Source organism: Pseudomonadota bacterium (genome assembly GCA_026388255.1).
Classification (GTDB): Bacteria; Desulfobacterota; Syntrophorhabdia; order Syntrophorhabdales; family Syntrophorhabdaceae; genus JAPLKB01.
The window spans coordinates 64,075-90,418 of record JAPLKC010000084.1 but is presented as its reverse complement, the minus strand read 5'-3'; the positions used below and the strand labels follow the sequence as shown (position 1 = coordinate 90,418).

Sequence of the window (26,344 nt, the reverse complement as noted above, 5' to 3'; positions counted from 1 at the left end):
ATCCCGAGGGTAGATTACCTATGTATTACTCACCCGTCTGCCGCTCTACTTGCCCCCGAGGGGACTTTCGCGCTCGACTTGCATGTGTTAGGCACGCCGCCAGCGTTCGTTCTGAGCCAGGATCAAACTCTCAAAACAAACTGAAAAATCTTGTTCAAAATCTATTGAACGAGGACCTACTATCTTGTTTTCAAAGAACAACCAACCTTAAAGCAGTTCTAATTATACTTATTTTTTGGCCGATGTCAAGCTATATAGATAAAAATAATTTAATAAAAAAATAATCCATCAGTTTCGGGCAATTAGAGGCCATATTTTATAAACCATTGATACGTAAGGGATGGCATCTGACAGGTAATCCTACTCTTTTTCATATTTTTCCGCTGCCTTCTATATTCATACCATCCTTTGGCCGTCATCAGTTGCGTCTCAGATAGAATTTCAAATCCTTCAGAACACCCTTCTTCACTTTGCTTTCAATCTTCTCCAGTATATCTACCTTCATATACCGTAGCTGGGTCAGCCAGAGAGGGTCGTCTACTTCAACAAATAGTGTGCTATTCCCTATTCTTGCAGGTTTGGTATGGCGCGCCGTCTTCTCTCCCACTATATCATCCCAGAGGAAGAAGATTTTGTGAGCTTCTACATCCCCTTTGATATCATATTCCTTTAACACATTTTCAAGCGCTTTTTTTATCGAAACAAAGGCCATATTCTACACCCGTTACATTTCGTGGTCTCGCAAAAAAGGCTCAAATCCGCCAAAGGCATAAGCATCTGATTCAGTAATCCACAATCGGGAATCTTCATCAGCTTTCTATTCTCGGAAAAACAGGTTTAATTTTATCTATATATGAAATGTCTTCCTCAAAGTAAAAAACCTTCTCTGCTTCAAACGATGCTTTCTCGATTTCCCTGCCAATCCCAAGTACATCCCATATAGTTTGAGATTTCCTGGGCATAAACGGGTATAGAAGCATCGCCGCAATTCTCAACCCGTTCCAGATGTTGTATAGCACTGTTTTAATCCTCGCATCGCCCTCTTTGGAAAGCTTCCATGGGGCTTCCGTATCAATATACTTATTCAAGATAGATATAATTTCAAAAACGTCCTGTAGAGCCTTGTGATAGGCAAAAATCTCCATATCTTTTTGATATCCTTCTACCAGTCGTTCGATATTTTCTTCAACATACTCATCCATACCGCCTTTCTTCTCCGGTCTCTCAATCTTTCCTTTTAAAAACTTTCCTATCATAGTAACACTTCTACTCGTTAGATTTCCGAAATCATTGGCAAGATCTCCATTTATCCTGTGGACAAGTGCACTTTTTGAAAAATCACCGTCAAGACCAAAGGGCACTTCCCTAAACATAAAGAACCTGAATTCGTCCACTCCATAAGTCTTCACAACCTCATGGGGATCTATAACATTGCCAAGGGATTTGGACATCTTCTGTCCCTCTATAGTCCACCAACCGTGTGCAAACACCTTCTTAGGCGGTTCAATATTGACAGACATTAAAAAACTTGGCCAGTATACGGCGTGAAACCGCAAGATATCTTTGCCCATAAGGTGGGCATCACATGGCCAGAATTTACTGAAAGTATCCATATCGTCAGGAAAGCCTATGCCTGTTATATAATTGGTAAGCGCATCAAACCAGACATAGATAATGTGTCTGGGGTCCATGGGTATAGGAATGCCCCAGTTAAAGCTTGTTCTGCTTATACTCAAGTCCCGTAAACCACCCTTGACAAAGCTTGCAACCTCGTTATACCTGATTTCAGGCATGACAAAGTCCTTATGCGCATCCATAAGCGCAAGCAGCCGTTCTCCATACTTTGACAACCTGAAAAAATAGCTCTCTTCCTTCAATTTTTCCGGCTGTCGCAAACAATCAGGGCACTTCCCGTCCTTCAACTGCAATTCTGTATAATAACTCTCGCATGGCACACAATACCAGTCCTCATACTCTCCAAGGTATATATCTCCGCTCTCATAGGCCTTCCTGAATATCTGCTGCACAACCTTTCTGTGCCTTTCTTCGGTGGTTCTGATAAAGCCGGTATTGGAGATATTAAGGACTTCCCATAGATCGGTAAACCTGGAAACCATCCTGTCGGCAAGTTCTTTCGGGTGGATTCCTTGCTGCTCTGCTGCCTTTTCAACTTTCTGCCCGTGTTCATCAGTGCCGGTCAGAAAAAAGACGTCATACCCGCATATCCTTTTATAACGGGCCATAACATCGGCAGCTATTGTTGTGTATGCATGGCCGATATGGGGAACATCATTGATGTAATAGATCGGCGTTGTTACATAATAATGCTTATTCATGTATATGCTCCGTAACGCTTATTTTTTTATATTTATGATGCTTGACAAAGGGTCTTGAGTTCCATTGCATTTGTCATGCATCGTGCATATCTTATCGGATATCATTGCTTCTTGATATCGCTCAGAGGCACAGTAACCTCTTTGCCGTCATTAAGCTCAACAGTTATTGTGGAACATAGTGTGTTATGTTTTACGACCTTACCTTCTCCCAGCTGGAGAGTTACCTTTTTTCCTACCTTCGGGAAATCCTTCTTGCAAGTCATATACATATCGAATTCATAAGCAAGACAGCACATAAGCCTTCCGCATATTCCTGAAATTTTCGCAGGGTTTAATGCAAGGCTCTGCTCCTTCACCATTTTAATCGAAACTATTGAAAAGGCATTCAAGAATCTTCTGCAACAGCATACGTTTCCACAATTGCCGAGACCGCCGACAATTTTTGCTTCGTCTCTCACGCCAACCTGCCTTAACTCTATACGTATCTTGAATTCTTTCGCAAGTTCCTTCACCAACTCCCTGAAATCTACCCTGCTTTCAGAAACAAAAAAGTACAGGAGTTTTGTGCCACCAAAAAGATATTCCGCATACAGCAGCTTCATCGGCAGATTCATCTCCAATATCTTCTTTTTACAAAAATCAAAGGCATAACTTTCTTTCTCCTTTAAAGAGAAATGCTCTGATATCTCGCTTTCAGTCGCCTTTCTGGTCGCCTTCTTCAGGCCTTCCTTTGTTGCTTCCTGCGGTTCGGATACAACCATACCCAAGCAGACACCTTTATCAATTTCACCGATAAGGTAATCACCAACCTTTACATCTTCGGGCACTTCCATTTCGATTACGTTTGTTAATATATCAATTTTTATATAAGAACTCTTCATTTCTGCTCCATTATATCCAATAACATCGTTTCAATAGCAAGAAGCTTGTTTATATTATACCTCAACATACCGAAAGTTTCCTGAATTCTTCTGACCGAAGCCTCAATCCACCTTGTATCCACGGATTCAGCTTTGAGGAGTTCAAACATATCCCTGTTGATCACCTTAGATGTATCCCGGTATTCACTCATAACAGATATGTCTCTGAAAAAGGAAAGCAGGAATGACAAAAACATCGTCAATTCTCTATGACTTTTGCTTATCCTTTCCGACATCAAGGTCGTATGTATAAAGCTTCTGTCTTTTCCCATAATTAACTCCGCAAGCTTATGCCTCAACAAAAGGTGATCTTTCTCCATCCAGAAAAGTCCGCACCCGATACTCCCCTGAGAAACGTGAGATAACAACTTGGCCTTCCCTTCATCCATGCTTGCAGTATTTATAAAGTACTGTTGCAGGCGCTCCCTCGAGAGCGGACTGAAACCTACTCTTGCACAACGTGACCGTATAGTTAAAGGAACATCCCTTTCCGAGGATGTAATAAGAAAAAAAATGTTGAACAGAGGAGGTTCTTCAAGGGTCTTAAGAAGGGCGTTTGTAGCCTCATGAGTCATTGCATCGGCTCTGTCAATCAAGATTATTCTTTTGTCGCCCTCATAAGGATACTCATAAACCTCCCTGCCGATTGTTCTTGATTGTTCTATCCCTATGGTATCTTCGTTTTCAATGATTAAAACATCGGGGTGTATATCACGCTCGACCTTGATGCAAGGACGGCATACGCCACAGTTATTATGTTTTTCACATAGAATATGCTTTGCAAATTCCTTTGCTGTCTTCTTTTTCCCTATGCCTTCCTGACCGGTAAATAAAAAAGCATGGGGCAACCTCTCCCTTTTCAGGATAGCCAGGAACATCTGTTTCTGCTTCTCGTGACCGATAATCTCATTAAATCCCATAACTTTTTAAAAGTTTTCCTACTTTATCCCTTATCTTTTTTTGCACCTCTTCAACCTCTGCGCTGCCGTTGACTACAAAAAATCTCTCGGGCTCTTCTTCTGAAAGCTTAGCATATGCTGCTTTAACTTTATTGTGAAAAGAAAGCGCTTCTTTTTCAAACCGATCCATCAAAAAATCTCGTTCCACCTTTCTCTTAAATCCTTCCTCAACCTTACAATCGAGAAGTACCGTAAGGTTTGGTCTTATCCCTTTTGTAACAAGTCTGTTCAGGGTCAGGATAATCCCCTGGTCCATGCCCCTTCCATACCCTTGATATGCATACGTTGCATCAGTAAACCTGTCACATATAACGATCTTTCCATCCTGAAGAGCCGGCCCGATCAGCTCCTCCACGTGCTGGGCTCTCATGGCCATAAGCACAAGAAGCTCTGAAAGCGGGAACACATGGATATCATGCTGCAAGAGAGACTTTCTCAAAGCCTCACCGAAGGCAGTACCTCCGGGTTCCCGTGTTTTTAACGTTTTGTACCCTTTATCCATAAGATAATTATACAGAAGATCTACCTGGGTTGTCTTGCCGCTACCATCTACTCCTTCAAACGTTATCAGCATGTATTTCCTTTACCGGCCTGCCTTCGGCAGACATTTCAAATTTGTACGGTTTAATCCCACCCAGCGCGGGACAATTTGTAATTTCTCCATCAACACCTCTTCTCGCTCCCCGTGCGAGCTGCTAAACTCAGATATATTCAGTTTCCATCCTGAAACTCCAGATGAGAAACTAAATGTTTCCGAATAGGAAAGGAGGATTTTTTCGTTCTGGTAAGAAAATCAAGGAATTGCGCGAAGGCGTGCAAAATGTACGTCGCACAAGCAAAACCACAGATTGACGCTGCCAGGGCGGAAAAGGACCCTTTCCGGACGGAAACTATTTTACCCTTTCTATATATTGACCATTTCTCGTATCTATCTTTACCACATCGCCTTCGTCCACAAAAAGCGGGACCTGGATCGTATAACCTGTCTCAAGCAATGCAGGTTTTGTTGCATTCTGAGCGGTATCCCCTTTTGCACCGGGTTCTGTACTGGTTATCAAAAGGCTTACAAAGTTCTGAATCTCCACGCCGATTGTTCTGCCCTGATATATGAGGACTTCAATTACCAGTCCCTCTTTGAGATAATTTTTTGCATCACCCAGTTGCTCCTCATCGATGAATAACTGATCATAGGTATTCGTATCCATAAAATAGTATTTGTCGCTCTCTTTATAGAGGAACTGCATATCCTTTTCTTCCAGTTCGGGCAACTCAACCTTATCTCCGGAGCGAAAAGTCCTGTCAAGCACATTCCCGCTGATAAGGCTTTTTATTCGTGTTCTGACAAATGCGCCTCCCTTGCCAGGTTTTACATGCTGGAACTCAACTATAACAAATGGCTCATTATCCATTAGAATCCTTAACCCTTTTCTGAACTCTGCTGTTGAAGCAAACATTAAAACCTCCCGTTAATACAGTGAATAGTCATTAGTGAATAGTAGTTAGTGAAAAATATTCACTATTCACTAATGACTATTTATTCACTGCCTTTATAGCTATTCGCTGTTCACTATTAACTATATACTAATTTGCAGCATATCCTTCCTGATATGTGTGAGCACCTTGGTTCCATTGTCTGTAATAAGGAGCATATCTTCAAGCCTGACACCACCCAGTGCAGGTAAATAAATACCCGGCTCAATTGTAATCACCATATTTTCTTCCAGTATCCCTTCTCCTGTGCTGTTAATAGAAGGGGCTTCATGAACGGCAACTCCGACGCCGTGACCTACACCATGCCCAAAAAATTTCCCATAGCCTGCATCATCTATAACGCCTCTGACAATCATATCCAGATCCTTGGTAGACATTCCGGCTCTCGCCTTTTCAATTCCAAGTTCCCGTGCATCATTAACTATTTTGAAAATCTCTTTAATTTTTCCATTAACCTGCCCTATTAATATCGTACAGGTCTCATCGCTGCAATAGCCATCTACACATGAGCCGAAATCTATGATGATCGTTTCCCCTTCCTTTATCTTCTTGTTTGTCGGAACAGCATGTGGAAGGGCCGCCCTTGCGCCTGAAGCCACGATAGTATCAAAAGAAGGGCAATCTGCTCCCATTCGCCTCATCGTATATTCAAGTTCATCGGCAATCTCTTTCTCCGTTTTGTCAGAGCAAATTTTTTCAAAAACCTCTATAAATGCATTCGTTGAAATATCAACGGCTTTTATTATTGCATCAATTTCTTCAGGGTCCTTGCATTGTCTTATTTCCTCAATTTCATTTTCCAGAGGAATAAATTCAGTGTTAGTGATAGTATCTTTCCACATACTATATATTTTATACATAGTATGATAGCTATCGAATCCCATACGCCTGATCACATATTTCTCGCATATCTCTGAAAGCACGTTTTTCTTGCTCATAAGCTCTACTATTTTTACATCCTTTGTTACTTCATTTGCATAGGTAACATATCTGAAATCCGTGATAAGTAATACATCGCCTTTCGTAATAACAAGGGTGCCTTCGGATCCCTTGAACCCCGTGAGGTAAAATATGTTATCCATACCTCTTATGACGCATGCGTCTAAATCTTTTTCGTAAATTAAATTATGAACTTTTTCGATCCTGTTTTCTCTCATAATGTATCTACCACAGCTTCTTTCTTAAAATTCTCTTAAATCCCGGTAAGCTGCGACGCTCTTTCAATTCCCTTTTTAAAGCAATGATACGTTTTCTGTAAAATTCGTTTTCGGGCTCCCTCTTGAAAAGCCTTTCATATAACTCTATCGCTTTTTCGATATAGCCCTGCTCAAGGTAAATGTCCGCAAGGGTAGGCGATAATATTTTGCTTTTGCTGTCTACTTCCATATGGGATAGTTAAATGAATCTCCTCATAAAAATCAAGCTAAATCGTATGCTTCATGGTTTACGGCTTGTGGCTCCCGGTAAAACTATCAGTTATAAGCTACGGATTAAAGACTTCAATTTCATAAAAAACCTTGAATAAGATGCTCGATATTATCAACTCCTTAACACCTGTTTGGGCAATTATCTCCTTTCCTGTTTCAGTGGCTTCTTTCCTTGCGCCCAAAGCATCGTATTTATTTAAAACAATCATACATTTTTCAATATCAACACCTTTTAAAAGGGCATCACCGGCAAAAAACCGCAGAAAAACCTGCCGGGTAATCAGGGTATCACCGGTTATCCCGGTTGCTTCGCAAAAGAGCTTCCACCTGAATACCATTTCGTTAACCCTCATGTAAAACGCATCAAGTCCACATAAAACAATAACTTTTTCACAAAAAGGCGGTATGACAGGCTCATGGCTCGCCGGAAACTTGATGGGCATACCCTTCGCTCCGTCTGCCTCAATAAGAACAACGTCGTATACGTTGCCAAGCATTTCAATATCTTCAAACCTTACTGCCGTAAGCTTTCCGTTTTTAATATTCTTACCAACTCTTATAAAAGGAATGCCCGATAGTGCATCAGAACTTTCTTCAAGCAATAGATAAGGCTTTTTTGCAAAAATCTTTGTTGTCGTCGTAATTGCTACAGTACGGCCCTGCTTGAGAAATTCGCCGCCAATGTACTCCATGAGACTCGTTTTGCCGCCGGAACCTGTAAAGGCAATATATTTTTGCGCTGATACCGCTCTTATTAAATCAATTTTTCTAAAATTCCACATTAGGATGGAAAATCGGGGGCAATCTTATTCCAATTCTAAATCAAAGCGCTATCTTCGTTGGCTTCGTCATCAGTCTCCTCGATGTATTGTGTATTACGACTACGTCGCCTCTTTCTTGCCGCCTTGATTGCCCCGCAAGTTACAGCGGGGTAGTTCATTGCATCTTGATTTAAAATTGGAATCAAGTATATGCAGCTTCAAGATACCCCCGATATCATTAATCTTTATTTATCGATTTTAAATCATTTCCTTTGTACGCAGACCCCTTATCGTTGGAAGAAGCAGGACCAACCCATATTTCCACTTCTGCGTTAAAGCTGTCTTTTACCATCTTGATATTGCACGTTTTATCGTCCTTCACAAAGTTCAGGGCTATATCTCTGAATTTGAAACTGTTGACAAACTTCCAGCCGTTCTTAATCATATTAATCTTGAAATAATTTTCAAGTGATTGCAGATCAACATTACCGTTAAGGTACATCACCCCTGCCCTCAGGTTAGCGGTTTCATATATAAAGCTCTTTTCCCTTACAAATTTCAGCTCCGTTGGCAGAGGAATATCAGGAAACCCGTAAAAAGTCTGGTTTAAGGCGTCCTGTCCGGACTGCGGCGTTTCATCTTTAACCGGCTTCTGAAAATATGTACACCCCGAGAAAAACAGCAACACTATAAAAAACACTACAACAATCTTCCTCATATACTCCCTCCTTTGCTTTTTCTTTCAAGACACGCGTAGGCACTGTGGTTATGGATGCTCTCAAAATTTTCCGCTTCAATGGAAAACCATGTAAAATTTCCATCGTTTTCCAGTATTTGGGCAATACCCCTTACAACATCCTCCACAAATTTCGGGTTGGCAAAAGCCTTTTCCGTTACAAATTTTTCGTCCTCCCTTTTCAGTATTGAATATATATCGCTACTTGCACTTCTCTCAATAATATTTATCAAATCCTCCAGCCAGAAAAACCTCCTGAACCTGACATCTGTCTTTACAATGCCCCTCTGGTTATGAGCTCCATATTCACTTATTTCCTGCGAACAGGGACAGAGCGTATTCACAGGAACAGAGGCTGAAACTATAAACTCCTTCATCTCCCCGGAACCGTCCATATGCCCGACAAAACCACATTGATATTCAAGATAACCCTGGGTCTTTGTAACAGGGGCCTCTTTTTTAACAAAATAAGGGAATCTCACTACAAGATGTGCGGCTTCCGCGTTCAGCCGGTCTTTCATCTCCCTTAAGATACCGGGGAAATTTTTCATATTTATCATACTTTTGTTTTCGTGCAGGATTTCGACAAACCTGCTCATGTGTGTACCTTTGTAATTATGTGGAAGATTAACATACATATCTATTGTAGCAATTGTATGCTGAAAACCGTTTGCCTTGTCAAGCACTACAATCGGGTATTTTACATTCTTTACGCCGACCTTGTCGATCTCAATCTGGCGGAAATCATACATGTTCTGAACATCAATCATACCGTTTTTATTCGCAGTATGCTGCATATGTCTTCTCCGATTCCCATACCCTTACTTCTTTCAATGTTATCTCTTTTTCTTTAAGCAGTTTTTTTAATTCATTAAATATATACATAGATAAATACTCGGAAGAGCCCGATCTCTCCATAAAAAAAGGTATTTCGTTTATATAACGATGATCAAGGGTCTCCAGGATATTTTTCAAATAGTTTTTCAGGATTTTAAAATCTACCAACATCCCGCCTTTACCCAGATTTTCTCCTGTAAACAGCACCTCAACCAGGAAATTATGGCCATGCAGCGCTTCGCACTGTCCGTTATAGTCTTCTATCCTGTGAGCAGCAGAGAATGTATCCTTCACACATAGAGTAAACATGGAGATAATCTATATTTTGGGATCTTTCTTGTCAATAGAAACCGATAAAATTATCGCCCTGCAACGGAAGTTGCAGGGCGATAATTACTAAAACCTCAATTAAAACAGAGTTACCCTGAAGCAAGGCTATAAAACTCTTCTGATCAAAACTGTTTTGCTTTTTTTACCGCTTTCCTGATTATCACGTATCCGTTGGTTGGCCCCGGGACAGCCCCTTCAATCATAAGAACATTCGTATCGCCCCTTACTTCCACAACCTTAAGATTTTGAACGGTAACCCTTCTGTTTCCCATATGCCCGGGCATCTTCATGCCCCTCATCGTCCTGCCGGGGGTCATATTTTGCCCGATGGAACCGCCATGCCTGAAATATTCATGTGTACCGTGAGAAGCGGGTGCACCGGCAAAACCATGCCTTTTCATTACACCTGCAAAACCTTTTCCTTTTGACGTGCCCGTAACATCCACATACTCACCTTTTTCAAACATATCAATCATGATTTGCGAACCAGGATCGTTTGCTTCGCTCTCTTCTGCATTTATCCTGAATTCTCTGATAAATGACATGGGAGATACGTTAGCTTTGCTGAAATGTCCTTTCAGGGGCTTTTTAACAAGCTTTGCCTTTGTAATTTCATCAAAGCCAACTTGGAGGGCATTATATCCTTCCTTGTCCTCTGTCTTCTTTTGAATTACAACGCAGGGACCTGCCTTAATAACCGTAACAGGCACTACACTGCCATCTTCAAGGAATATCTGCGACATTCCAATTTTTTTTCCGAGAAGTCCAATTCCCATATATGCACCTCCAAAAATGCCTAAAACTATAGTAAATAACGATCACAAAGTCAAGGCAAATGTAATATTATCCGATAAACTTATCCTTAATATCAATGATATCCGGCAATATACGTATAAACAATTCAACCATATAAGGGTCAAATATTTTACCGCTGTTTATCTTAATTTCATTCAATGCCTCTTCGACTGTCCAGGCATTTTTATAAGGACGTTCCGATGTAAGGCTGTCAAAAACATCACAGATACAGGTAATCCTGCCGGTTATCGGGATTTCTTCTCCCTTAATTCCTCTCGGATAGCCCGATCCATCCCAATGTTCATGGTGAGTCGAAGCAATAATCTGTGCCATCTGAATTAACCTTGAATTTCCGCCTGACAGGATTACTTCGCCAATTTGAACGTGAGTTTGCATCGTTCTCCACTCATCGGGTTCAAGCTTCCCTTTTTTTAGAAGTATAGCGTCAGCAATACCTATTTTACCGATATCATGCATGGAGCTTGCATGAAGCAATATATCACATTCCTCGTCATTCAATCCGAATGCCCTCCCTAATACGGCGCAATAATGGCTCATACGTTTTATGTGCATGCCGGTATCATTGTCACGATATTCGGCAGCACGGGCAAGGCGAAAAACGATTTCTTTCTGCGTATCACGTAATTCTTCAATTTTCTTGTCTATTGCCTCTCCCATAATATTGAAAGCATATGAGAGTTCCTGGATTTCCTTAAAACCCCCGGCCTCGTCCAGTCTGTAGTCAAAGTCGCCTTCAGCATAATGCCTTGTCTGTTTTACAAGGTTCGAGACAGGGGAGGCAATCGATGCAGATATCCACAATATTAAAATAACCATAAGCGCTGCAATCACTAAAGAAAAGACCCCCAGCACATACTGAACGTTAAAAACAGGACGCAAGATTTCATTATAGGGATAAACAATTCCAAGCGTCCATTTGGCGGATTTTATGGGCATAGCAATAATCCAGGACTCTTTACCTGTGAAAGGGTCTATAATTGTTGAAGAGACTATCCCCTCTGCATTCATAAGCTCGTAAAGTTCTTTCAAAGCTCCTTTCTTAAAACCTTCTGTACGGTCAGGCGATAATTTCTTTAATAAAAGTCTTTTGTCCGGATGGGCAATAATGTAATGGTGATCGCTGAGAAGCAAGGCATAGCCGGAGTTATCGACTCTTAACGATTGCACCTTTTGTATCAAATTATCAAGGCCGATATCCGCTGTTGCAACGCCTATCTTTCTGCCGGCCCTGAAAATCGGGACAGAATAGGTAACCATATGTATATTCCCACCGCCTTCATCGTAATACGGCTCTCCCCATGAACCTTTGCCCGTCTCCATCGGTATTCTGAACCAATCCCATTTTTTGTAGTCGTAATACGGGGAACTCAATGATTTATATTTGATCTCTTTTCCGTTTCTATAATAATAAGGAGCATAATTTCCAAGTCCGGTCGCATCGGGAGACAATGATATAGTCGACCCATAAATATAGGGATTTTGTTCAACATTAATCTTTAATAGCTTTTTAATAAAAACATCCTCCAACTCCGGAATAACCTCAAGTGTAAGCGCCATGCCTTCGGCAATCTCTTGTGAGGATTGTAAATAGATTTCCATTTCATTGACAAGAGAAAGTCCGGAATAATACGCTTCATGTCCCGTATGCTCAAGGACAGTTTTCTCAGTAATTTTAAGATTGGCAATTATTGATATACCGAACAAAATAAGTATCGAAGGAACAAGGAAAATTAAAAGCCTTGATTTTATACTCATGGGCGGTAAGGTAATCCTGAAATTTCTCACATCCCTCCTCATTTTGCCGTAATCAGGAAGACAAAGGATGGCAGTCCCATACAATATAGCATTATTCCTGCCTTTCCCGTGTTTTTAACATTTTCCGGTAACTTCAATTAATCTTCAAATGATAACCCCGCTTTTGTGGGCGGGGTTATTTACTAACTGCATGAACGATGTATTATAAAGCATCAAGAATTATCCTGTCTTTTTGTTCTTATCCATTGCAGCCCTGAGAAGTTCTCCAAGGCTGCCAAGTCTGTTGTCGGTTTTTTCATCATTGACGACTTTATTCATGTATTGGTTAAGTTCTTCCTGCTCTAATTTTTCCGACACACCGCTTCGACTCAGTGTTACCCTGTTGCGTGCACTATCAACTTCTTTTACAATAACCTGCATGCCTGTTCCAACAGGAAACATCCTGTTATGATTGGTGCCGCGGAGGGTACCCACCTCCGAGTTTGGTATAAAACCTGTCATCCCGTCATTCAATCTTAAGATTATACCGGACGGCAGCACCTTTTCAACAACACCGTCAAGTATATCACCAATCTTGGGCAGGACAGCGGCTTCATATTTCTGTCTTGACTCCATGGAAAGGGATATTCTCTTATTCTTCGGGTCAACTTCATATACATAAGCATCCACAACCTGACCCTCTTCAACAACTTCCTTGGGGTGTTTAATCCGCCTTCCTGCGCCAAGCCTCGAGATATGAATTAATCCATCCACCCCCGGTTCAAGATTCACAAAAGCGCCAAAGGGCGTAAGTCGCACAATAGTCCCATGAACCAGACTGTCAACGGGATATTTCTCTGCTGCACTTAAAAAAGGGTCTGATTGAGTAGCCTTGAGGCTTAAGGTAAGTCGGTTTTTTTCCCAGTCAATGGATATAATCTTTACTGTAACCTCCTGGCCGACAGACAGCACATCTTCTGTGTTCTCGGTTCTGCCCCATCCAATCTCACTCAGCGGAATAAGTCCATCAATGCCGCCAAGGTCGATAAAGGCACCGAATTTTTGGATAGAACGGATTGTTCCGGCAACCTCCATCCCCACTTCAAGTGTCTGTTTAATCCTGTCGCGTTCAATCTGTCGCTCTTCTTCCAAAAGGGCTCTTCTTGAAAGTATAATATTGCGACCATTTTCTTCGTACTCAACAACTTTAAAAGAAAATACCTGGCCAAGATATGTTTCTTTTTCATGATTTCCCTTTAGATCAATTTGAGAGAACGGGCAGAAACATCGCACCTTGCCGCCGACATATACCTCAAAGCCTCCTTTCAGCTCACCGGAAACCTTTCCACTTACAGGCAAATTAGCATCATAAGCATCCCGGATACCGCTGAGGCTAAGTATAGAAAGACCGTGTTTCATGGTTGTAAGTCTTTTCACACCATTTTGGAAAGATGCAAAAAAAGCCTCAATCTCATCGCCTATCCGGATTGAATAATCCCCTTTTTCATTTTTGAACTCCTTGAGGTCTATCGCGCCTTCACTTTTTCCGTCCATGTCAACATAAACAAAATCCCCTGAAATACTGACTACCCTGGAAATAACCTTTTGGCCGGGCTCAAGACGTCCGGGGAGCCTGCTGTTTTTTTCGAATAGCAAGGCAAAGCTTTCTTCCTCTTCAATATTCTCATCTGCATCCCCCTCGTTTTGAGGGTTCATTTCAATTTTTTCTAACATATCTTCTGTCCTCTTTGCCAATCAGATGATCGGCATTATTGCGTTTTTGTTTTTCCAGACTGTCTACGACGTGTCGAAAATATGGACACGGAGGACAAAGATTATACCTTTTATTTTTTACTATGTCCATCATCCTGTTAATCATGATAGAATTATATCCACGTTTTTTTGAAAATCTAATCCTTACTCACGAACAAATAAATTTGATACAAAAAAGCTATTAAATTGAAGCAGCTACAGACGATGTAAATTAGACTATTGTAACACTCTAATAATATTTATAATTTTATCCGGGTCCCGATATGGGAAATCATGCCTCAGGATATGTTGTTTTTTCGATTAGCGTTGTATCTATTGGGTTTTTCACTTGCCTAATGAGTAATCAATTTAGTTGTTATGTTCAACATATCAATAAGTTACGATCTGACTTCTACAACTTATAAACAAGTTTTTCACAATAATTGTTGATAACTTCAGCAACTCGTTAGATTTAATGAAGTTCTGTTTATTGCTTAAATGTCAATTCACTCACTGCAGGTTGGAAGCTGTAAAATAATCAGTGGTGTGGCCGGAACACTATTTTGCTCCCTGCCTGGGCACCCACCCGGTGGGTGTGTCGTGCTTTTGAATTCGACATTGTATGGAGCACTACAGACACGGCTCCATGGGAATCTTTTTTTCAATAATTTTTGAATTTTATCTTTGAACCAACCCTGATATTACATTTATCAGCCTTTCCTGAATTAATTTCCAGCACATACATAGCCGGGGACCAAGATGTTAGGGTAGCTTCATCAAGGGGCTTTGCGGATCGATATATGCCGGTTACCTCAAGCCTTGAACTTATAAACACCATATCGAGGGGTACATAAGTGTTTTTCATCCAAAAAAACCGCACGTTGTCTTCTTTGAAAACAAACAACATACCGGCATCAGGTGCAAGCGATTTCCTGTACATCAAACCTCTTTCATGTTCTTCGGGTGTCACGGCAAGTTCAGTCTTGAAACTGCATAATTTTTGCATGCCTTCGGTATAAAAGGTAATAGCCCTATCGTCTGCCGATACGTAGTTGCACAACAGAAATATTTTGAAAAACACTAAAAAAAGGAGCATGATAAATGTTTTACTGCTTAAACAACCCGGCGATTTATGCATAATCCTGAATGAACACCGGCCTATACTTTATAACCTTCTTGCATACTTATGCTTCACTATCTCAACAACTCCCGGCATTATTGATATAATAATGATAGCAAGTATCACAAGACTGAAATTGTTTCTCACAAAGTGCAGATTGCCGAAAAAATAACCTGCAAAAACACAAATGGCTATCCATGCAATGCCGCCGATGACATTATAGCTTATGAATTTCAAGTATGTCATGCTGCCGATACCTGCAACAAAAGGCGCAAAGGTTCTGATAATCGGGACAAATCTTGCTATGATAATTGTTTTACCGCCATACTTTTCATAGAATTGATGTGTACGGTCAAGATATTCCTTTTTCAGGAAGCGCACATGATCCTTATGGAAAACCTTTGGTCCGACAAAACAACCTATCCAGTAATTTACAGTATCACCTGCAATTGCAGCAGCGGAAAGAAGGATGAATAACCAGAGTACATCCAGTGATCCGATAGCGGCAAATGTTCCGGCCGCAAACAAGAGAGAATCTCCCGGCAATAATGGAGTAACTACCAGTCCGGTTTCACAAAAAATTATGATGAAAAGGATCAGGTATGTCCAGAGACCGTAATCTTTTATTATAGCGCCAAGATGCACATCAATATGTAAAATAAAATCCAATATATATTTAATAAATTCCATATGAATTCCTCTTTTTTTATTTTCCAGATTCAATGCTGTAAAATGGATTCCAATATTAAAACTCCATAATTCAAATAATAAAGGGTTAAGATTTAATACTACAATGATAACGACAAGGAGTCAACAGAATGCCATTCATCGTGGCAATTCCCCTGCGCCGTCTAAAGTCCGAAAAAAAATTGCCGTACCGATTCTAAAGCCATTGACGGAAATCTCAGTTCTTGGTATAAATGTACTGCTTCAAATAACATACTGTTTCATTGGAGGTCTGCCTGAAGCACCATCTTGAAAAAGTTACTCTCAAGACATACCTTGATATGGCATATTTCCCCCTTACCATGTCTTTTGTGGAAGAATCGGCCAAGGCATTCGGGCTTGGCATTCCTGAGGTGCTGAAGCTGAGGCTTGCCTGTGAAGAGGTTTTTGCCTATCTTTCCGAGTCAGACCACAATGGTAATACTATTACTGTAGAGGCGGAAAACGGCGTCTATTATACGGGTATAAGGTTCCTTTTCGATGCCCGGAATTTTGACCCCCATGCCTTTAATCTCACTGCAAAAATATCCCTTGATTCTGAGGCAGACCTGAAGCAGATGGGCCTTATCATTGCCTCAAGGTCTGTTGAGAGGTTCTATATGCTCCATGATGCGAGAGAAGGCCTCGGCATCGGGCTCTTGAAGGAAAAATCTTACCCGGAGGCAGGTAAACAGGCAACCGTTGCTGTGAAACCGCTTGCAAACTACAACATCGTTGTCCCTGACAGCGAGACACTTAAGCTTTTTGCCTTTCATACCATTTTACATTACCCAAGCCACCTTTTCCCTGTTGACTTCATGTGCCCCGGCAAGATAGTGGATATGGTTGCAAGTGGCCACTATCATGTCCTTATTGCATCCGACGGCAAAGGAGAAGTGGCGGGCGGCATTGTGTGGCGCAAGACTAGCGCGAAAATGATAGAGATTTTCGGGCCCTATCTTTTTAACCAGCCCCCGGAATACTGTATGGCAGAGGGCCTGGTTGATCATTTTCTCATGGCTGTTGCAAAAACCGATGCAGTCTGTCTGATTGATATATTTGCAACACCAGAATTGCCGAAAGGTTATTTCGAATTATTGGGATCGCTGGATTGTTTTCTGCCCGACGACAATAAGTATCAATGGCCATTTTACTACCGGCACCATAAAGAAGATTTGGGTGTACAGGTATGGGCGCATCCCGATCTTCTGCCGTTTCTGGAGGCAGAATACAGACGTCTTGTTTTTGCCCGTAACATTATACCAACCAGCTATGCAGGCGAAGAACGCCCGGATCATTCAGTGATTTCCCCCAGGTTTAACAGGCCTCAGCATCTTGTGAGCATGCACGCCATCTGGGACGGCACAGACTTTCCGGATATCCTTGACCGGCATGTACAAATATTCAAAGCCGAAGGCATTCTTAACATCCTTTTTGAGATCGATCTTGCCCGTCCATGGCAGGCAAATCTATCACCTGCATTGATGGAACAAAACTTTGTACCAAAAATGATTCTTCCTTATGCAGGCATGGGAGATATAGTCGTCTTCCAGCATACAGGTGGCATAAAGACCCATGTTTGATGTTCCGTTAAACAACCTTGTCCCTGCATACATCAAAGGGTTTGAGCCCTATATCCCGAGTAAACCCGATCAGGAACTGATGAAGCTCTATGGGTGCGACCATCTGTATCGCCTGAACAATAATGAAAACCCCCTGGGGCCGCCGGCTGCTTCTCAGGATATTATCAGACGTTTCTGGCCTCCCAAGTCCGGCCTGTATCCCAGCGGTGATTCTTATTACATGAGGAAAAGGCTTGCGGAAAAGTACAGCCTTGATCCTGACCAGTTTCTATTCGGCAATGGGGCTAACGAGGTCATCGCCTTTGTCATAAAAGCTTTCTGCCAGGAAGGCGATAATATTATAACTGCCGATAAGACCTTCGCCGTCTACGAATGGGTAGCTACATTCTCCGGTTTTGAAGCAAGGCTTGTGCCTCTAAAAGATTTCGGATTTGACGATAATGGTATGCTAGAAGGGATTGACGCACGCACAAAGATACTTTTTGTCTGTAATCCTAACAACCCTACCGGTACTTACTGGAACGCGGCAAAGCTCCGCCGTTTTCTGGATGTGATAGGCGGCCGTCAGATTGTGGTGATTGATGAGGCGTATTGCGAATTTGTCGAAAACCCAGATTTCCCTGATGGGATAAAACTCCTTGAAGAATATCCGAACCTTGTGGTGTTCCGAACCTTTTCAAAGATGTATGGTCTCGCAGGGTTACGCATCGGTTATCTCGTGGGAAACATGGAAGTTGTGGATGTTATACGGCGCACATGCGTGGTTTATTCAGTGAATACAGTGGCTCAGGATGCCGCCCTGGCGGCAGTTGATGATAATAATCACGTACAGGCTACCCGTGACCTTATAAGACTGGAAAAGGCCTATCTAAGAGAAGAGCTGGAGCTCTTGCGCCTTCAGGTTCAATCCGGAGAGGGGTGCTTCATAATGATTAAGTTGCCTGTGAGCGATACCCTTGCGTACCGGAAGTTTATGTCGCAGGGTGTTATGATCCGCAGCATGACAGGCTTCAGGTTCCCGAACTGGATACGCGTCAGCATAGGAAAACACGAAGCCATGGAAGCCTTTGTTGCAGCCCTGAAACATACCCTTTCATCCGATTGACGCTATGGCACATAAGCAGGAATGTCTTCGGGTCGGCAAAACAACACCAAGAGCAGATGCCTATACCAAGGTAACTGGTGAGGAAAAATATGCTGCCGACTACTACGGAGAAACATTCCTTTGGGCCGGTCTAAAAAGGGCCGGCATACCCCATGCGTTGCTGAAAAATATCCATACTCAAAAGGCGCAAAGCGTCCCTGGCGTGGTTGCTGTCATGACCTACAGGGATATTCCCGGCATAAACAGAATCGGGGTAATCCGTAAAGACCAGCCTGTACTTGCAGATACAAAAATATGCCATTGCGGTGAACCTTTGGCGCTGATACTGGCAGAGAATAAAGAGGCCCTGACACAGGCCATTCAAAACATCTCTTTTGATTATGAGTTATTGCCGGGGATATTTGACGTAGAGGAAGCTCTTGACAACAATGCCCCCAGGGTGCACGAGGACAACCCGGAAGGGAATGTGATAAGGACCGTATCAGTAGTAACCGGGATCGGGGCCGATGCCCTGCAGGGATGCTATGCGGCAGTTGAAGGCTTTTTCGACATGCCCATTCAGGAACATGCCTATCTTGAAACAGAAGCAGGCTGGGCATATCAGAAGACAGACGGGGGAATCGTCATTGTCGCCTCAACTCAGACGCCTTTCCGCGATTGTTTTGAAATCGCCCCTGTTCTCGGCATCGATATGGAAAAGATACGGGTAATAGCGCCCTATCTCGGCGGCGCCTTTGGCGGAAAGGACGGCATTACCGTGCAGTGTCTTCTGGGTCTTGCCGTGCTTCATTCGCAAGGCAGGCCGGTAAAGATGTGGTGGGATAGGGAAGAAAGTTTTCTGGCTGGTGTAAAACGCCTTTCAACACGGATGTATTACAGGCTTGGCGCAAATATTGACGGCGAACTCCAGGCGCTTGAATGCAGGCTTTACTACAACGGCGGCGGCTATGCATCCCTCGGAGGGGAGATTATGACCCTCGGGGTAGAACACGCAGGCTCAGCCTACCGTATACCCAATGTAAGCATTAAAGGCTGGTGCGTATATACCAATAATCCTGTCGGCGGGCCTTTCCGCGGATTCGGCGTGCCCCAGGTAACAGCAGCCATGGAACAGATGATGGATATGCTGGCCGGGAAACTCGGTATGGACCCCCTTGATCTGCGCCTTAAAAATGTTGTGCGAAGAGGCGACAAAAACAGCCTTGGCGTTACCCTTACACATTCCGTGGGGGCGGCGCAGTGTCTGGAAACAATCTCAGATCACCCTCTGTGGCAGGATAAGGATCAATGGAAGAAAAACGCCGGGCTTCATAAAATAAGGGGTGTAGGCATTGCCTGTATGGGCCATGCCATGGGTTATCCGCCGATTGTACCGGATCAGGCATTTGCGAAGATTGAGATTACCGATAAGGGCAAGATAAGAGTTTATGCAGGCGTAGTAGATATGGGACAGGGCAACGCAAGCACCTACGTACAAATTGCAGGTCACATCCTGAGACAGGACGCGTCCATGATGGAGCTGGTCCTGCCGGATACGGCACTTACATTGCCTTGCGGCTCCTCTTCGGCAAGCCGCACCACCTATACATACGGTAATGCCCTTATAGGAGCGGCGCGCGCCTTAAGCGTGCGCATATTAGACAAGGCACCGACCTTCGTTGAAGGGTCAACGACAGATGACTTTACTCTTGAGCCGGGCTTCATAAAACACACTCCATCAGGAAGGAAAATCCCTCTTATCGATATAGCACGTCTTTTTGATGATTCGGAACGGGTTTGCACAGACTATTTCAGGATGCCCACAGCCCAGGAAAAACTCGACATCATTTATATGGGCCCCCATTTAATATATTCCTACGGAGCGCATCTTGCATACGTGGAGGTCGATACATTGACCGGCATCATTGAGGTAAAGAAATATCTTGCAGTTACGGATGCGGGCAAGGTCCTGAATCCCCAGGCCTACGAGCAGCAGATTCAGGGCTCGGTAGCCCAGGGCATCGGTTATGCACTGACAGAGGCCTTTCAAATCCGGGACGGACGGATTATGACTGAAAACCTTGCAACATACACTATTCCCACGTCGATGGATGTGCCTGAAATCATATCCATCCCTGTGGAAATAGAAGAAGAATCAGGGCCTTTCGGCATGAAGGGTGTCGGCGAGATTGCTATGAGCGGGGCCGTGCCTGTGATAGCAAATGCCATAGCGGACGGATGCAGGATAAGAGCCTTCAGTGCACCCTTTACAGGTGAAAAGATGCTGACCATGCTGATTGATAATAAAAACAACAGGTGTCCCCATTGAAGATCGCTTTCATCCTCAACAACAGATGCGTTGAAATCGAGGCAGGCCCAAGGACAAGGGTGATAGATATTCTGCGTGAAGACATGCACATGACAGGCACAAAGGAGGGCTGCGGCGCAGGGGATTGCGGGGCCTGTACGATCCTTGTGGACGGGAAAAGCAGGCTCGCCTGTCTCATGCTTGCACCCCAGCTTGAGGGTCGGTGTATAACAACCGTCGAAGGACTGGCAACAAAAGGAAAGATGCACCCCCTGCAGGAGGCATTCATAGAATACGGCGCTGTACAGTGTGGATTTTGTACCCCCGGCATGGTTATGGCAGCAGCAAGTCTTCTCACGACAAACTCCGAACCTGACAGGACAGAAATACAGGAGGCCTTGAGTGGTAACTTGTGCCGCTGTACCGGTTATCAGAAGATTGTGGAAGCCGTAGAAGGGGCAGCACGCAAAATAAATGCCCAAGGACAGGCCGGGGTACAGGATATATTTAGCACACATGTTATGCCTGATACCTGCTTGCAGGTGCAGGGGACTCCAAATGAACCTTTTAAACCGTTCGAGCCGTTTAAACCGTTTGAAGTAGAAAAGGGCAAGTGCCAAGCCTCGGCAACAACCTTTGTACCCGAAACCCTAAATGAAGCATGGTGTATACTCGAAAATCGACCTGACACAACACTTTATGCCGGCGGCACAGACCTCCTTGTAAAATTAAGGGCTGCTCATGTATTGCATGATGCTGCTCTTATTTGTCTGGAGCGGATAGAAGAGATTAAGGTTATATATGAGAGCGCAGGTCATGTATTTATCGGTGCCTGCTGCACACATAGTCAACTGCTGTTCAACCCCCTTATCCAGCATCGGTTTCCCGTACTTATAAAGGCATTAAAAACATTGGGTTCGCCTCCGATAAGAAATATGGGCACTGTAGGCGGCAATATCTGCACAGCTTCCCCGGCAGGCGATACACTGCCGCCGTTATATGTACTGGATGCAGAAGTGGAAATACGCTCCAGGGATAAATCGAGACGTATGCCGATTAATGATTTTATTGTCGGCCCTGGAAAAACAAACCTGAAAAAAGGTGAAATACTCTACGGCGTATGGCTGCAAAGAGATGGTGACTATAGTGACTATAACATTCATCACTTTGAAAAGGTGGGGCAGCGGCGCTCCCTTGCCATATCAATTGCAAGCCTTGCAGTTCTTATAAAGACTACACAAACCGGGATTATAGAAAAGGCGAGGCTTGCCTGGGGAAGCGTCGGCCCTGCCATAGTAACATCTGCGGATGTCGAAGCGGCGCTAACAGGGAAACCTTTATCCGAAAATACGCTTAAAGCTTTGATACCAATTATTAAAGACACGGTCTCCCCCATTGACGACATACGGGCAAGTGCAGCGTACAGACGGGCTGTGGCAGGGAATCTCGTTTTCCGCCTGCTTGGGTAAATAATGGCACAGTCTGAAAATATGTTTAAAAAAGAGTTTCTGATCCTTAACAGCATCTTTTTCTTAGCTGCCGCTATTATGGCCGTCTTTTTTCAATTCCAGCACTATCTTCAGTCATTGGGCATTGCTTTTGCGTGGTTCGGATTTCTCATGGGCGCAGATTCTCTGGCAAGTTTTGTGCTCCAGCCTTTTCTTTCCGTATACCTGAACATTAATAACGCCAGAAAATGGCTCTTGATCAGCATATCCGGAATGGCTGTCATGTTGTTTTCCTACAAATTTGCATTGAGCCTTCCGTCGCTCATTGTCGTTCGCATACTGCACGGCGCTGCTTTTGTATGCCTAATGTCTACCATAATGGCAATGCTGGTTAATTATATACCTTCAGAAAAAAGCGGACAGGCATTCGGGCTCGTATCTATTGTAAGGCTCGTCCCTTACTCAATAGTACCGCCCATTCTCACGGCAACAAATAAAACACCGGCAGATTTTCAGGCAACCCTGATGTACAGTGCGCTTCTTATGGTCCTTTCTTTATCGCTGGTATCTCAGATTAAACCTTCTCAGCCTGTCGGGCAGGACCGCTCCTGCAATCAACAGGGCATCAACATACAGGGGCTATTTGACAACCTAAAAGATAAAGGCATAGCTGTTCTATTTGCTGTCAATCTTTTATTATACAGCACATATACGATCATCTTTTTTTTCATAAAAGAATATAGTCACACGAAAGGCATAGAAAACCCCGGTTATTTTTTCACCATTGCAACTGCTGTTATGATCGGCATCAGGCTCATAGGCGGAACTTTTTTTGACAGGCTGAATAAGGCAACCCTTACTGCACTCTGCATGGCCGGACTTGCACTCTGTTATACACTGGTTGCCCATATCTTAAACACAGGCATGTTCTACATCCTTGCCTTTTTCATCGGCCTCGGATGGGGCATAGTAATGCCTCTCCTTAATGCCTTGATGTTTGATTTTTCCCCTCCCCGGTTCAGAGGGACTAATCTCAATCTCTCCCTTGTGATGATGCAGGGCGGATTTTTTATCGGGCCTTTTCTCGGGGGAGTTTTGATAGGCCGCTGGGGTTACAATAGCATTTTCTACCTCTGCGGCATACTGAGTATATTTGCCGCCGTGCTCATGCATACAATCATAAAAAGGAGGCCTTTATGACACAAGAGGAACTTCAAACGGAGGCGATAGAACCGGGTCAGTCCTTTGTGATCGATACCTTCCGGCCTGAAGACGCCCCCGGTGTGGCAAGGCTTTTCAGGGCAGTCTACGGCAATGGATATCCGGTAAAACTTGTATATGATCCGGATCAGCTTATCAATGCCTTTAATACCCTTGAGAATATACCTGTTGTTGCACGGACATCAAAGGGCGATCTGGCGGCATACGAGGCCCTTTACCGCTCCTGTCCGAACCCGCTGGTCTATGAGGCCGGCCAGGGCCTGGTGTTGCCTGCATACCGGAAAAACAATATTATTAATAAAATAAACCAATATGTTTGTGAAGTTATAGCTCCCGGGATGGATATTGATGCTGTTTTCGGGGAGGCTGTCTGTAATAACGTCTATATGCAGAAGTCATGGCAGGTCTTTGCAAACATTACCACTGCCCTTGAAGTTGACCTTATGCCTGCCGAGGCATACGCAAAAGAGCTAAGCGCATCAGGAAGGGTTGCATGTCTGCTTATGTTCAGGAACTGTCGTTCCAGACCTCAAATTGTTTATGTGCCGCCCGTGTATGAAGATGCGCTGAAGTATATATATACTCACATGAACGACGAGCGGACATTCAATATCTCCATAGAGGAACCGGGGAAGGGATTGTCCACAGAAATTAAAAAGCAGGTTTTTGACTTTGCAAAGGTGGCGCGACTGACAGTTCATGAAGCTGGCGATGATTTCCCGGCAGTATTCAACGAACAGACAAATGATATGCCGGATCAGGGCATCGTTGTTATTCAGGTCTGGCTCAAACTCTCCTGGCCATGGGTCGGCAGCATTGTGGAATACCTCAGGACGAGGGGCTATTTCCTCGGAGGTGTGCTGCCCGGATGGTTCGGCACAGACGGCCTTCTCATGCAGAAGATTATGGGGAAACCGAATTGGGAAGGCATTCAGCTTTACAGTGAACATGCAAAGAAAATTATGAGAATCGTAAAGGACGACTGGTCCTCTCAAGTAATTGCATCAATAAGGGGGTAAGCATTGAAAAGTTACAGAAAAGAATTGTGGTTTAATATTCCGGAAAGACGGGGCTTCATAAATATTACAGGGCAGGCAGAGGAGTGCATCAGGGAAAGCGGGATAACCGAAGGACTCATACTCGTAAATGCAATGCATATTACAGCCTCTGTTTTCATTAATGACGACGAATCCGGCCTCCATCATGACCTTGATCACTGGCTTGAAGGGTTGGCTCCACATGAGCCGGTCTCCCGGTACCGGCATAACGTTGGTGAAGATAATGCCGATGCCCACCTTAAGCGGTCGGTAATGGGAAGAGAGGTAGTTGTAGCCGTCACTAAAGGAAAATTAGATTTCGGACCCTGGGAACAGATTTTTTATGGCGAGTTTGACGGAAGGCGGAAAAAACGGGTCCTCGTCAAGATTATAGGAGAATAAAAAGGCAGGAAAAGGATCATCTAAAAACTGTTCGAATAGAATGGATTAGATATTTTGTGTTTATTTTTCCTTCAGTTCTTCCTTCATTTTTTCCATGATGTCTTTGAAATAAAGTTTTTTCTTCTTGAGGAGTTTTATCTCCAGTTCCTCATCTTCTGTCAGGTAGGGCTTTGTCTGTAGCATTTGCAACTTCTCATCAAGAGATTTGTGTAAAATCCGCGCTTCGTTGTAAAGTTCCTCTTTGTCTTTAGACTCTTTCATGAGTACAAACTCCTTATTTCCGACTTTCTATCAGCCAGTTTTGATCATACCATACATTCTGTCCGGCAATGTGAAAATTATGTAGATGGTAGCACTAAACTTCCGTATCCATTTACAGCACATACCGGGCTTTTCCCTGATCTTCCTGATCTGTTTTTTATGGGTTATCAAATTTTGATGAACTCGTAAAAAGTCGTATTTCTGTCGCTTTGTCATTCCCGCGAAAGTGGGAATCCAGTTATTTCAATGTGTTCTGGACTCCCGTGCTTGTACCCTTCAGGGTATTCACGGGAGTGACGGTTTTTTGACTTTTTACGAGTGCATCAATTTTTATGGGTTATCAAAAAAGGTATCAAAATAAACAGGGGCTTTTGCTTCAAAGGTTAATCTTTTGCCGCTGTATGGGTGATTAAAAGATAAATATTGTGAATGAAGAGCTAAACGGCCTTCAACCTTGTTTTTATAACTGTATTTATCATCGTTAACTATCGGATGCCCCTTCTCAAAAAAATGGACACGGATCTGATTCTTTTTGCCTGTTAATAACTCAATTTCAAGCAAACTGAATCTTTTTGATTCTTTTATAACCTTATAACGGGTTTTTGCTAATTTTCCTTTTTCAGAATCCTGCACCGAAGAAACTTCATAATCATCATTTTCAGCTAAATAAGAAGTGATCGTCCCGCTTTTTTCAGTTAATATCCCATGAACAACTGCCAGATATTTCTTCTCGACACTTTTCCATTGTTGTTTGAGATTTTCTTTGGCTTCATAACTTTTGGCAAATACGAGAACACCGGAAGTGTCGCGATCCAGCCTATGTACTACGAAAAGTTGTTTTGTTGACCTGACGTTGCCCCTGCGTACATAGTCGATTAAGATCTGATGAGCTGTTTTTTGTTTCTCATAATTTGCCTTTACGGTTAACAGGCCTGAGCTTTTATCGATGATAATAATATCCTGGTCTTCATAAAGAATAGTTAAACCCTTGGGCTTATGTCTATAGGGTATCGGCTTAATTTCTTTCATAATTTATTTCGATTAAGGGCACATTCTCCAATAATTCAATGACCTTC

The 26,344-nt window shown here is 43.1% G+C and carries 27 protein-coding genes and 1 rRNA gene; 7 read left to right on the top strand and 21 right to left on the bottom strand.

Going from position 1 to position 26,344, the window contains the following annotated elements; translation table 11 throughout:
• The 19 genes from NT178_11070 to NT178_10980 form a co-directional block, all read right to left on the bottom strand.
• A 16S ribosomal RNA gene (locus NT178_11070) occupies nt 1-138 on the bottom strand; the annotation flags it as partial.
• Nucleotides 139-418: 280 nt separating this feature from the next.
• Nucleotides 419-712, bottom strand: a complete 294-nt coding sequence (locus NT178_11065) for a DUF721 domain-containing protein (GenBank protein ID MCX5813070.1) — start codon at nt 710-712, stop codon at nt 419-421.
• Nucleotides 713-809: 97 nt separating this feature from the next.
• Nucleotides 810-2,336 carry a methionine--tRNA ligase gene (gene metG / locus NT178_11060; GenBank protein ID MCX5813069.1) on the bottom strand — a complete coding sequence of 509 codons (1,527 nt, stop codon included), beginning with the start codon at nt 2,334-2,336 and terminating at the stop codon, nt 810-812.
• A gap of 101 nt (nt 2,337-2,437) precedes the next feature.
• Nucleotides 2,438-3,217: a regulatory iron-sulfur-containing complex subunit RicT gene (gene ricT / locus NT178_11055; GenBank protein MCX5813068.1), complete on the bottom strand. Its 780-nt coding sequence runs from the start codon at nt 3,215-3,217 to the stop codon at nt 2,438-2,440.
• Nucleotides 3,214-4,176: a DNA polymerase III subunit delta' gene (gene holB, locus NT178_11050; GenBank protein ID MCX5813067.1), complete on the bottom strand. Its 963-nt coding sequence runs from the start codon at nt 4,174-4,176 to the stop codon at nt 3,214-3,216. Before holB ends, ricT begins: the two co-directional genes overlap by 4 nt.
• Nucleotides 4,166-4,789 carry a dTMP kinase gene (tmk, locus tag NT178_11045; protein ID MCX5813066.1) on the bottom strand — a complete coding sequence of 208 codons (624 nt, stop codon included), beginning with the start codon at nt 4,787-4,789 and terminating at the stop codon, nt 4,166-4,168. Before tmk ends, holB begins: the two co-directional genes overlap by 11 nt.
• Before the next feature lie 316 nt (nt 4,790-5,105).
• Nucleotides 5,106-5,669 carry an elongation factor P gene (gene efp / locus NT178_11040; GenBank protein ID MCX5813065.1) on the bottom strand — a complete coding sequence of 188 codons (564 nt, stop codon included), beginning with the start codon at nt 5,667-5,669 and terminating at the stop codon, nt 5,106-5,108.
• Nucleotides 5,670-5,789: 120 nt separating this feature from the next.
• A complete protein-coding gene (locus NT178_11035) occupies nt 5,790-6,863 on the bottom strand; it encodes a Xaa-Pro peptidase family protein (GenBank protein MCX5813064.1) in 1,074 nt (357 codons plus the stop codon).
• A 7-nt stretch (nt 6,864-6,870) separates the two neighbouring features.
• The gene (locus NT178_11030; GenBank protein ID MCX5813063.1) at nt 6,871-7,092 is read right to left on the bottom strand and encodes a hypothetical protein; all 222 of its coding nucleotides are present in this window, start codon (nt 7,090-7,092) and stop codon (nt 6,871-6,873) included.
• A 97-nt stretch (nt 7,093-7,189) separates the two neighbouring features.
• Nucleotides 7,190-7,915, bottom strand: a complete 726-nt coding sequence (yqeC, locus tag NT178_11025; protein ID MCX5813062.1) for a selenium cofactor biosynthesis protein YqeC — start codon at nt 7,913-7,915, stop codon at nt 7,190-7,192.
• Nucleotides 7,916-7,950: 35 nt separating this feature from the next.
• Complete coding sequence (locus tag NT178_11020; GenBank protein MCX5813061.1) at nt 7,951-8,073, bottom strand: hypothetical protein; 123 nt, start codon at nt 8,071-8,073, stop codon at nt 7,951-7,953.
• A 59-nt stretch (nt 8,074-8,132) separates the two neighbouring features.
• The gene (locus NT178_11015) at nt 8,133-8,612 is read right to left on the bottom strand and encodes a hypothetical protein (protein MCX5813060.1); all 480 of its coding nucleotides are present in this window, start codon (nt 8,610-8,612) and stop codon (nt 8,133-8,135) included.
• Entirely contained in the window at nt 8,609-9,400 is a 792-nt protein-coding gene (gene folE2, locus NT178_11010; GenBank protein ID MCX5813059.1) for a GTP cyclohydrolase FolE2, read from the bottom strand. The genes NT178_11015 and folE2 overlap by 4 nt, the downstream gene beginning before the upstream one ends.
• Nucleotides 9,401-9,407: 7 nt before the next feature.
• The gene (locus NT178_11005; GenBank protein ID MCX5813058.1) at nt 9,408-9,776 is read right to left on the bottom strand and encodes a 6-carboxytetrahydropterin synthase; all 369 of its coding nucleotides are present in this window, start codon (nt 9,774-9,776) and stop codon (nt 9,408-9,410) included.
• Nucleotides 9,777-9,919: 143 nt separating this feature from the next.
• Entirely contained in the window at nt 9,920-10,573 is a 654-nt protein-coding gene (rplC, locus tag NT178_11000) for a 50S ribosomal protein L3 (protein MCX5813057.1), read from the bottom strand.
• Between the two features lie 67 nt (nt 10,574-10,640).
• Nucleotides 10,641-12,398, bottom strand: coding sequence for a cache domain-containing protein (locus NT178_10995; protein MCX5813056.1), 1,758 nt, complete (start codon nt 12,396-12,398; stop codon nt 10,641-10,643).
• 189 nt (nt 12,399-12,587) lie between these two features.
• Nucleotides 12,588-14,081, bottom strand: a complete 1,494-nt coding sequence (locus tag NT178_10990; protein ID MCX5813055.1) for a S1 RNA-binding domain-containing protein — start codon at nt 14,079-14,081, stop codon at nt 12,588-12,590.
• Nucleotides 14,082-14,760: 679 nt separating this feature from the next.
• On the bottom strand, nt 14,761-15,195 hold the full coding sequence (locus NT178_10985) for a DUF192 domain-containing protein (protein ID MCX5813054.1): 435 nt from the start codon (nt 15,193-15,195) through the stop codon (nt 14,761-14,763).
• Nucleotides 15,196-15,264: 69 nt separating this feature from the next.
• Nucleotides 15,265-15,909 (bottom strand): DedA family protein, encoded by a 645-nt coding sequence (locus NT178_10980; GenBank protein MCX5813053.1) that lies wholly within the window; start codon nt 15,907-15,909, stop codon nt 15,265-15,267.
• Between the two features lie 317 nt (nt 15,910-16,226).
• Between NT178_10980 and NT178_10975 the strand changes: the two genes are divergently transcribed.
• The 7 genes from NT178_10975 to NT178_10945 are packed head-to-tail and all read left to right on the top strand — an operon-like array spanning nt 16,227 to nt 25,007.
• Entirely contained in the window at nt 16,227-17,507 is a 1,281-nt protein-coding gene (locus NT178_10975; protein MCX5813052.1) for a hypothetical protein, read from the top strand.
• Nucleotides 17,500-18,612 (top strand): histidinol-phosphate transaminase, encoded by a 1,113-nt coding sequence (hisC, locus tag NT178_10970; protein ID MCX5813051.1) that lies wholly within the window; start codon nt 17,500-17,502, stop codon nt 18,610-18,612. The genes NT178_10975 and hisC overlap by 8 nt, the downstream gene beginning before the upstream one ends.
• Nucleotides 18,613-18,616: 4 nt before the next feature.
• Entirely contained in the window at nt 18,617-20,920 is a 2,304-nt protein-coding gene (locus NT178_10965; protein MCX5813050.1) for a xanthine dehydrogenase family protein molybdopterin-binding subunit, read from the top strand.
• Nucleotides 20,917-22,368 carry an FAD binding domain-containing protein gene (locus NT178_10960; GenBank protein ID MCX5813049.1) on the top strand — a complete coding sequence of 484 codons (1,452 nt, stop codon included), beginning with the start codon at nt 20,917-20,919 and terminating at the stop codon, nt 22,366-22,368. Before NT178_10965 ends, NT178_10960 begins: the two co-directional genes overlap by 4 nt.
• 3 nt (nt 22,369-22,371) lie before the next feature.
• The gene (locus NT178_10955) at nt 22,372-23,547 is read left to right on the top strand and encodes an MFS transporter (GenBank protein MCX5813048.1); all 1,176 of its coding nucleotides are present in this window, start codon (nt 22,372-22,374) and stop codon (nt 23,545-23,547) included.
• The gene (locus NT178_10950; GenBank protein ID MCX5813047.1) at nt 23,544-24,587 is read left to right on the top strand and encodes a hypothetical protein; all 1,044 of its coding nucleotides are present in this window, start codon (nt 23,544-23,546) and stop codon (nt 24,585-24,587) included. The genes NT178_10955 and NT178_10950 overlap by 4 nt, the downstream gene beginning before the upstream one ends.
• A 3-nt stretch (nt 24,588-24,590) precedes the next feature.
• A complete protein-coding gene (locus NT178_10945; protein MCX5813046.1) occupies nt 24,591-25,007 on the top strand; it encodes a secondary thiamine-phosphate synthase enzyme YjbQ in 417 nt (138 codons plus the stop codon).
• A 60-nt stretch (nt 25,008-25,067) separates the two neighbouring features.
• Here NT178_10945 and NT178_10940 read toward each other — a convergent pair whose 3' ends face one another.
• Both NT178_10940 and NT178_10935 read right to left on the bottom strand, forming a co-directional pair.
• Nucleotides 25,068-25,268, bottom strand: a complete 201-nt coding sequence (locus NT178_10940) for a hypothetical protein (protein ID MCX5813045.1) — start codon at nt 25,266-25,268, stop codon at nt 25,068-25,070.
• A 330-nt stretch (nt 25,269-25,598) separates the two neighbouring features.
• On the bottom strand, nt 25,599-26,297 hold the full coding sequence (locus tag NT178_10935; protein MCX5813044.1) for an RluA family pseudouridine synthase: 699 nt from the start codon (nt 26,295-26,297) through the stop codon (nt 25,599-25,601).
• Nucleotides 26,298-26,344 lie beyond the last annotated feature (47 nt).

Coding starts and splice junctions, on each gene's coding strand:
- NT178_10940 (MCX5813045.1), bottom strand. CDS start 25,268: ATGAAAGAGTCTAAAGACAAAGAGGAACTTTACAACGAAGCGCGGATT.
- metG (MCX5813069.1), bottom strand. CDS start 2,336: ATGAATAAGCATTATTATGTAACAACGCCGATCTATTACATCAATGAT.
- NT178_11020 (MCX5813061.1), bottom strand. CDS start 8,073: ATGAACTACCCCGCTGTAACTTGCGGGGCAATCAAGGCGGCAAGAAAG.
- efp (MCX5813065.1), bottom strand. CDS start 5,669: ATGTTTGCTTCAACAGCAGAGTTCAGAAAAGGGTTAAGGATTCTAATG.
- NT178_10955 (MCX5813048.1), top strand. CDS start 22,372: ATGGCACAGTCTGAAAATATGTTTAAAAAAGAGTTTCTGATCCTTAAC.
- NT178_11030 (MCX5813063.1), bottom strand. CDS start 7,092: ATGGAAGTAGACAGCAAAAGCAAAATATTATCGCCTACCCTTGCGGAC.
- NT178_11065 (MCX5813070.1), bottom strand. CDS start 712: ATGGCCTTTGTTTCGATAAAAAAAGCGCTTGAAAATGTGTTAAAGGAA.
- folE2 (MCX5813059.1), bottom strand. CDS start 9,400: ATGATTGATGTTCAGAACATGTATGATTTCCGCCAGATTGAGATCGAC.
- NT178_10950 (MCX5813047.1), top strand. CDS start 23,544: ATGACACAAGAGGAACTTCAAACGGAGGCGATAGAACCGGGTCAGTCC.
- rplC (MCX5813057.1), bottom strand. CDS start 10,573: ATGGGAATTGGACTTCTCGGAAAAAAAATTGGAATGTCGCAGATATTC.
- NT178_11015 (MCX5813060.1), bottom strand. CDS start 8,612: ATGAGGAAGATTGTTGTAGTGTTTTTTATAGTGTTGCTGTTTTTCTCG.
- NT178_10985 (MCX5813054.1), bottom strand. CDS start 15,195: ATGCTCCTTTTTTTAGTGTTTTTCAAAATATTTCTGTTGTGCAACTAC.
- NT178_10980 (MCX5813053.1), bottom strand. CDS start 15,909: ATGGAATTTATTAAATATATATTGGATTTTATTTTACATATTGATGTG.
- yqeC (MCX5813062.1), bottom strand. CDS start 7,915: ATGTGGAATTTTAGAAAAATTGATTTAATAAGAGCGGTATCAGCGCAA.
- NT178_10965 (MCX5813050.1), top strand. CDS start 18,617: ATGGCACATAAGCAGGAATGTCTTCGGGTCGGCAAAACAACACCAAGA.
- NT178_11005 (MCX5813058.1), bottom strand. CDS start 9,776: ATGTTTACTCTATGTGTGAAGGATACATTCTCTGCTGCTCACAGGATA.
- ricT (MCX5813068.1), bottom strand. CDS start 3,217: ATGAAGAGTTCTTATATAAAAATTGATATATTAACAAACGTAATCGAA.
- NT178_10990 (MCX5813055.1), bottom strand. CDS start 14,081: ATGTTAGAAAAAATTGAAATGAACCCTCAAAACGAGGGGGATGCAGAT.
- holB (MCX5813067.1), bottom strand. CDS start 4,176: ATGGGATTTAATGAGATTATCGGTCACGAGAAGCAGAAACAGATGTTC.
- NT178_10935 (MCX5813044.1), bottom strand. CDS start 26,297: ATGAAAGAAATTAAGCCGATACCCTATAGACATAAGCCCAAGGGTTTA.
- NT178_10975 (MCX5813052.1), top strand. CDS start 16,227: ATGGCATATTTCCCCCTTACCATGTCTTTTGTGGAAGAATCGGCCAAG.
- NT178_11035 (MCX5813064.1), bottom strand. CDS start 6,863: ATGAGAGAAAACAGGATCGAAAAAGTTCATAATTTAATTTACGAAAAA.
- tmk (MCX5813066.1), bottom strand. CDS start 4,789: ATGCTGATAACGTTTGAAGGAGTAGATGGTAGCGGCAAGACAACCCAG.
- hisC (MCX5813051.1), top strand. CDS start 17,500: ATGTTTGATGTTCCGTTAAACAACCTTGTCCCTGCATACATCAAAGGG.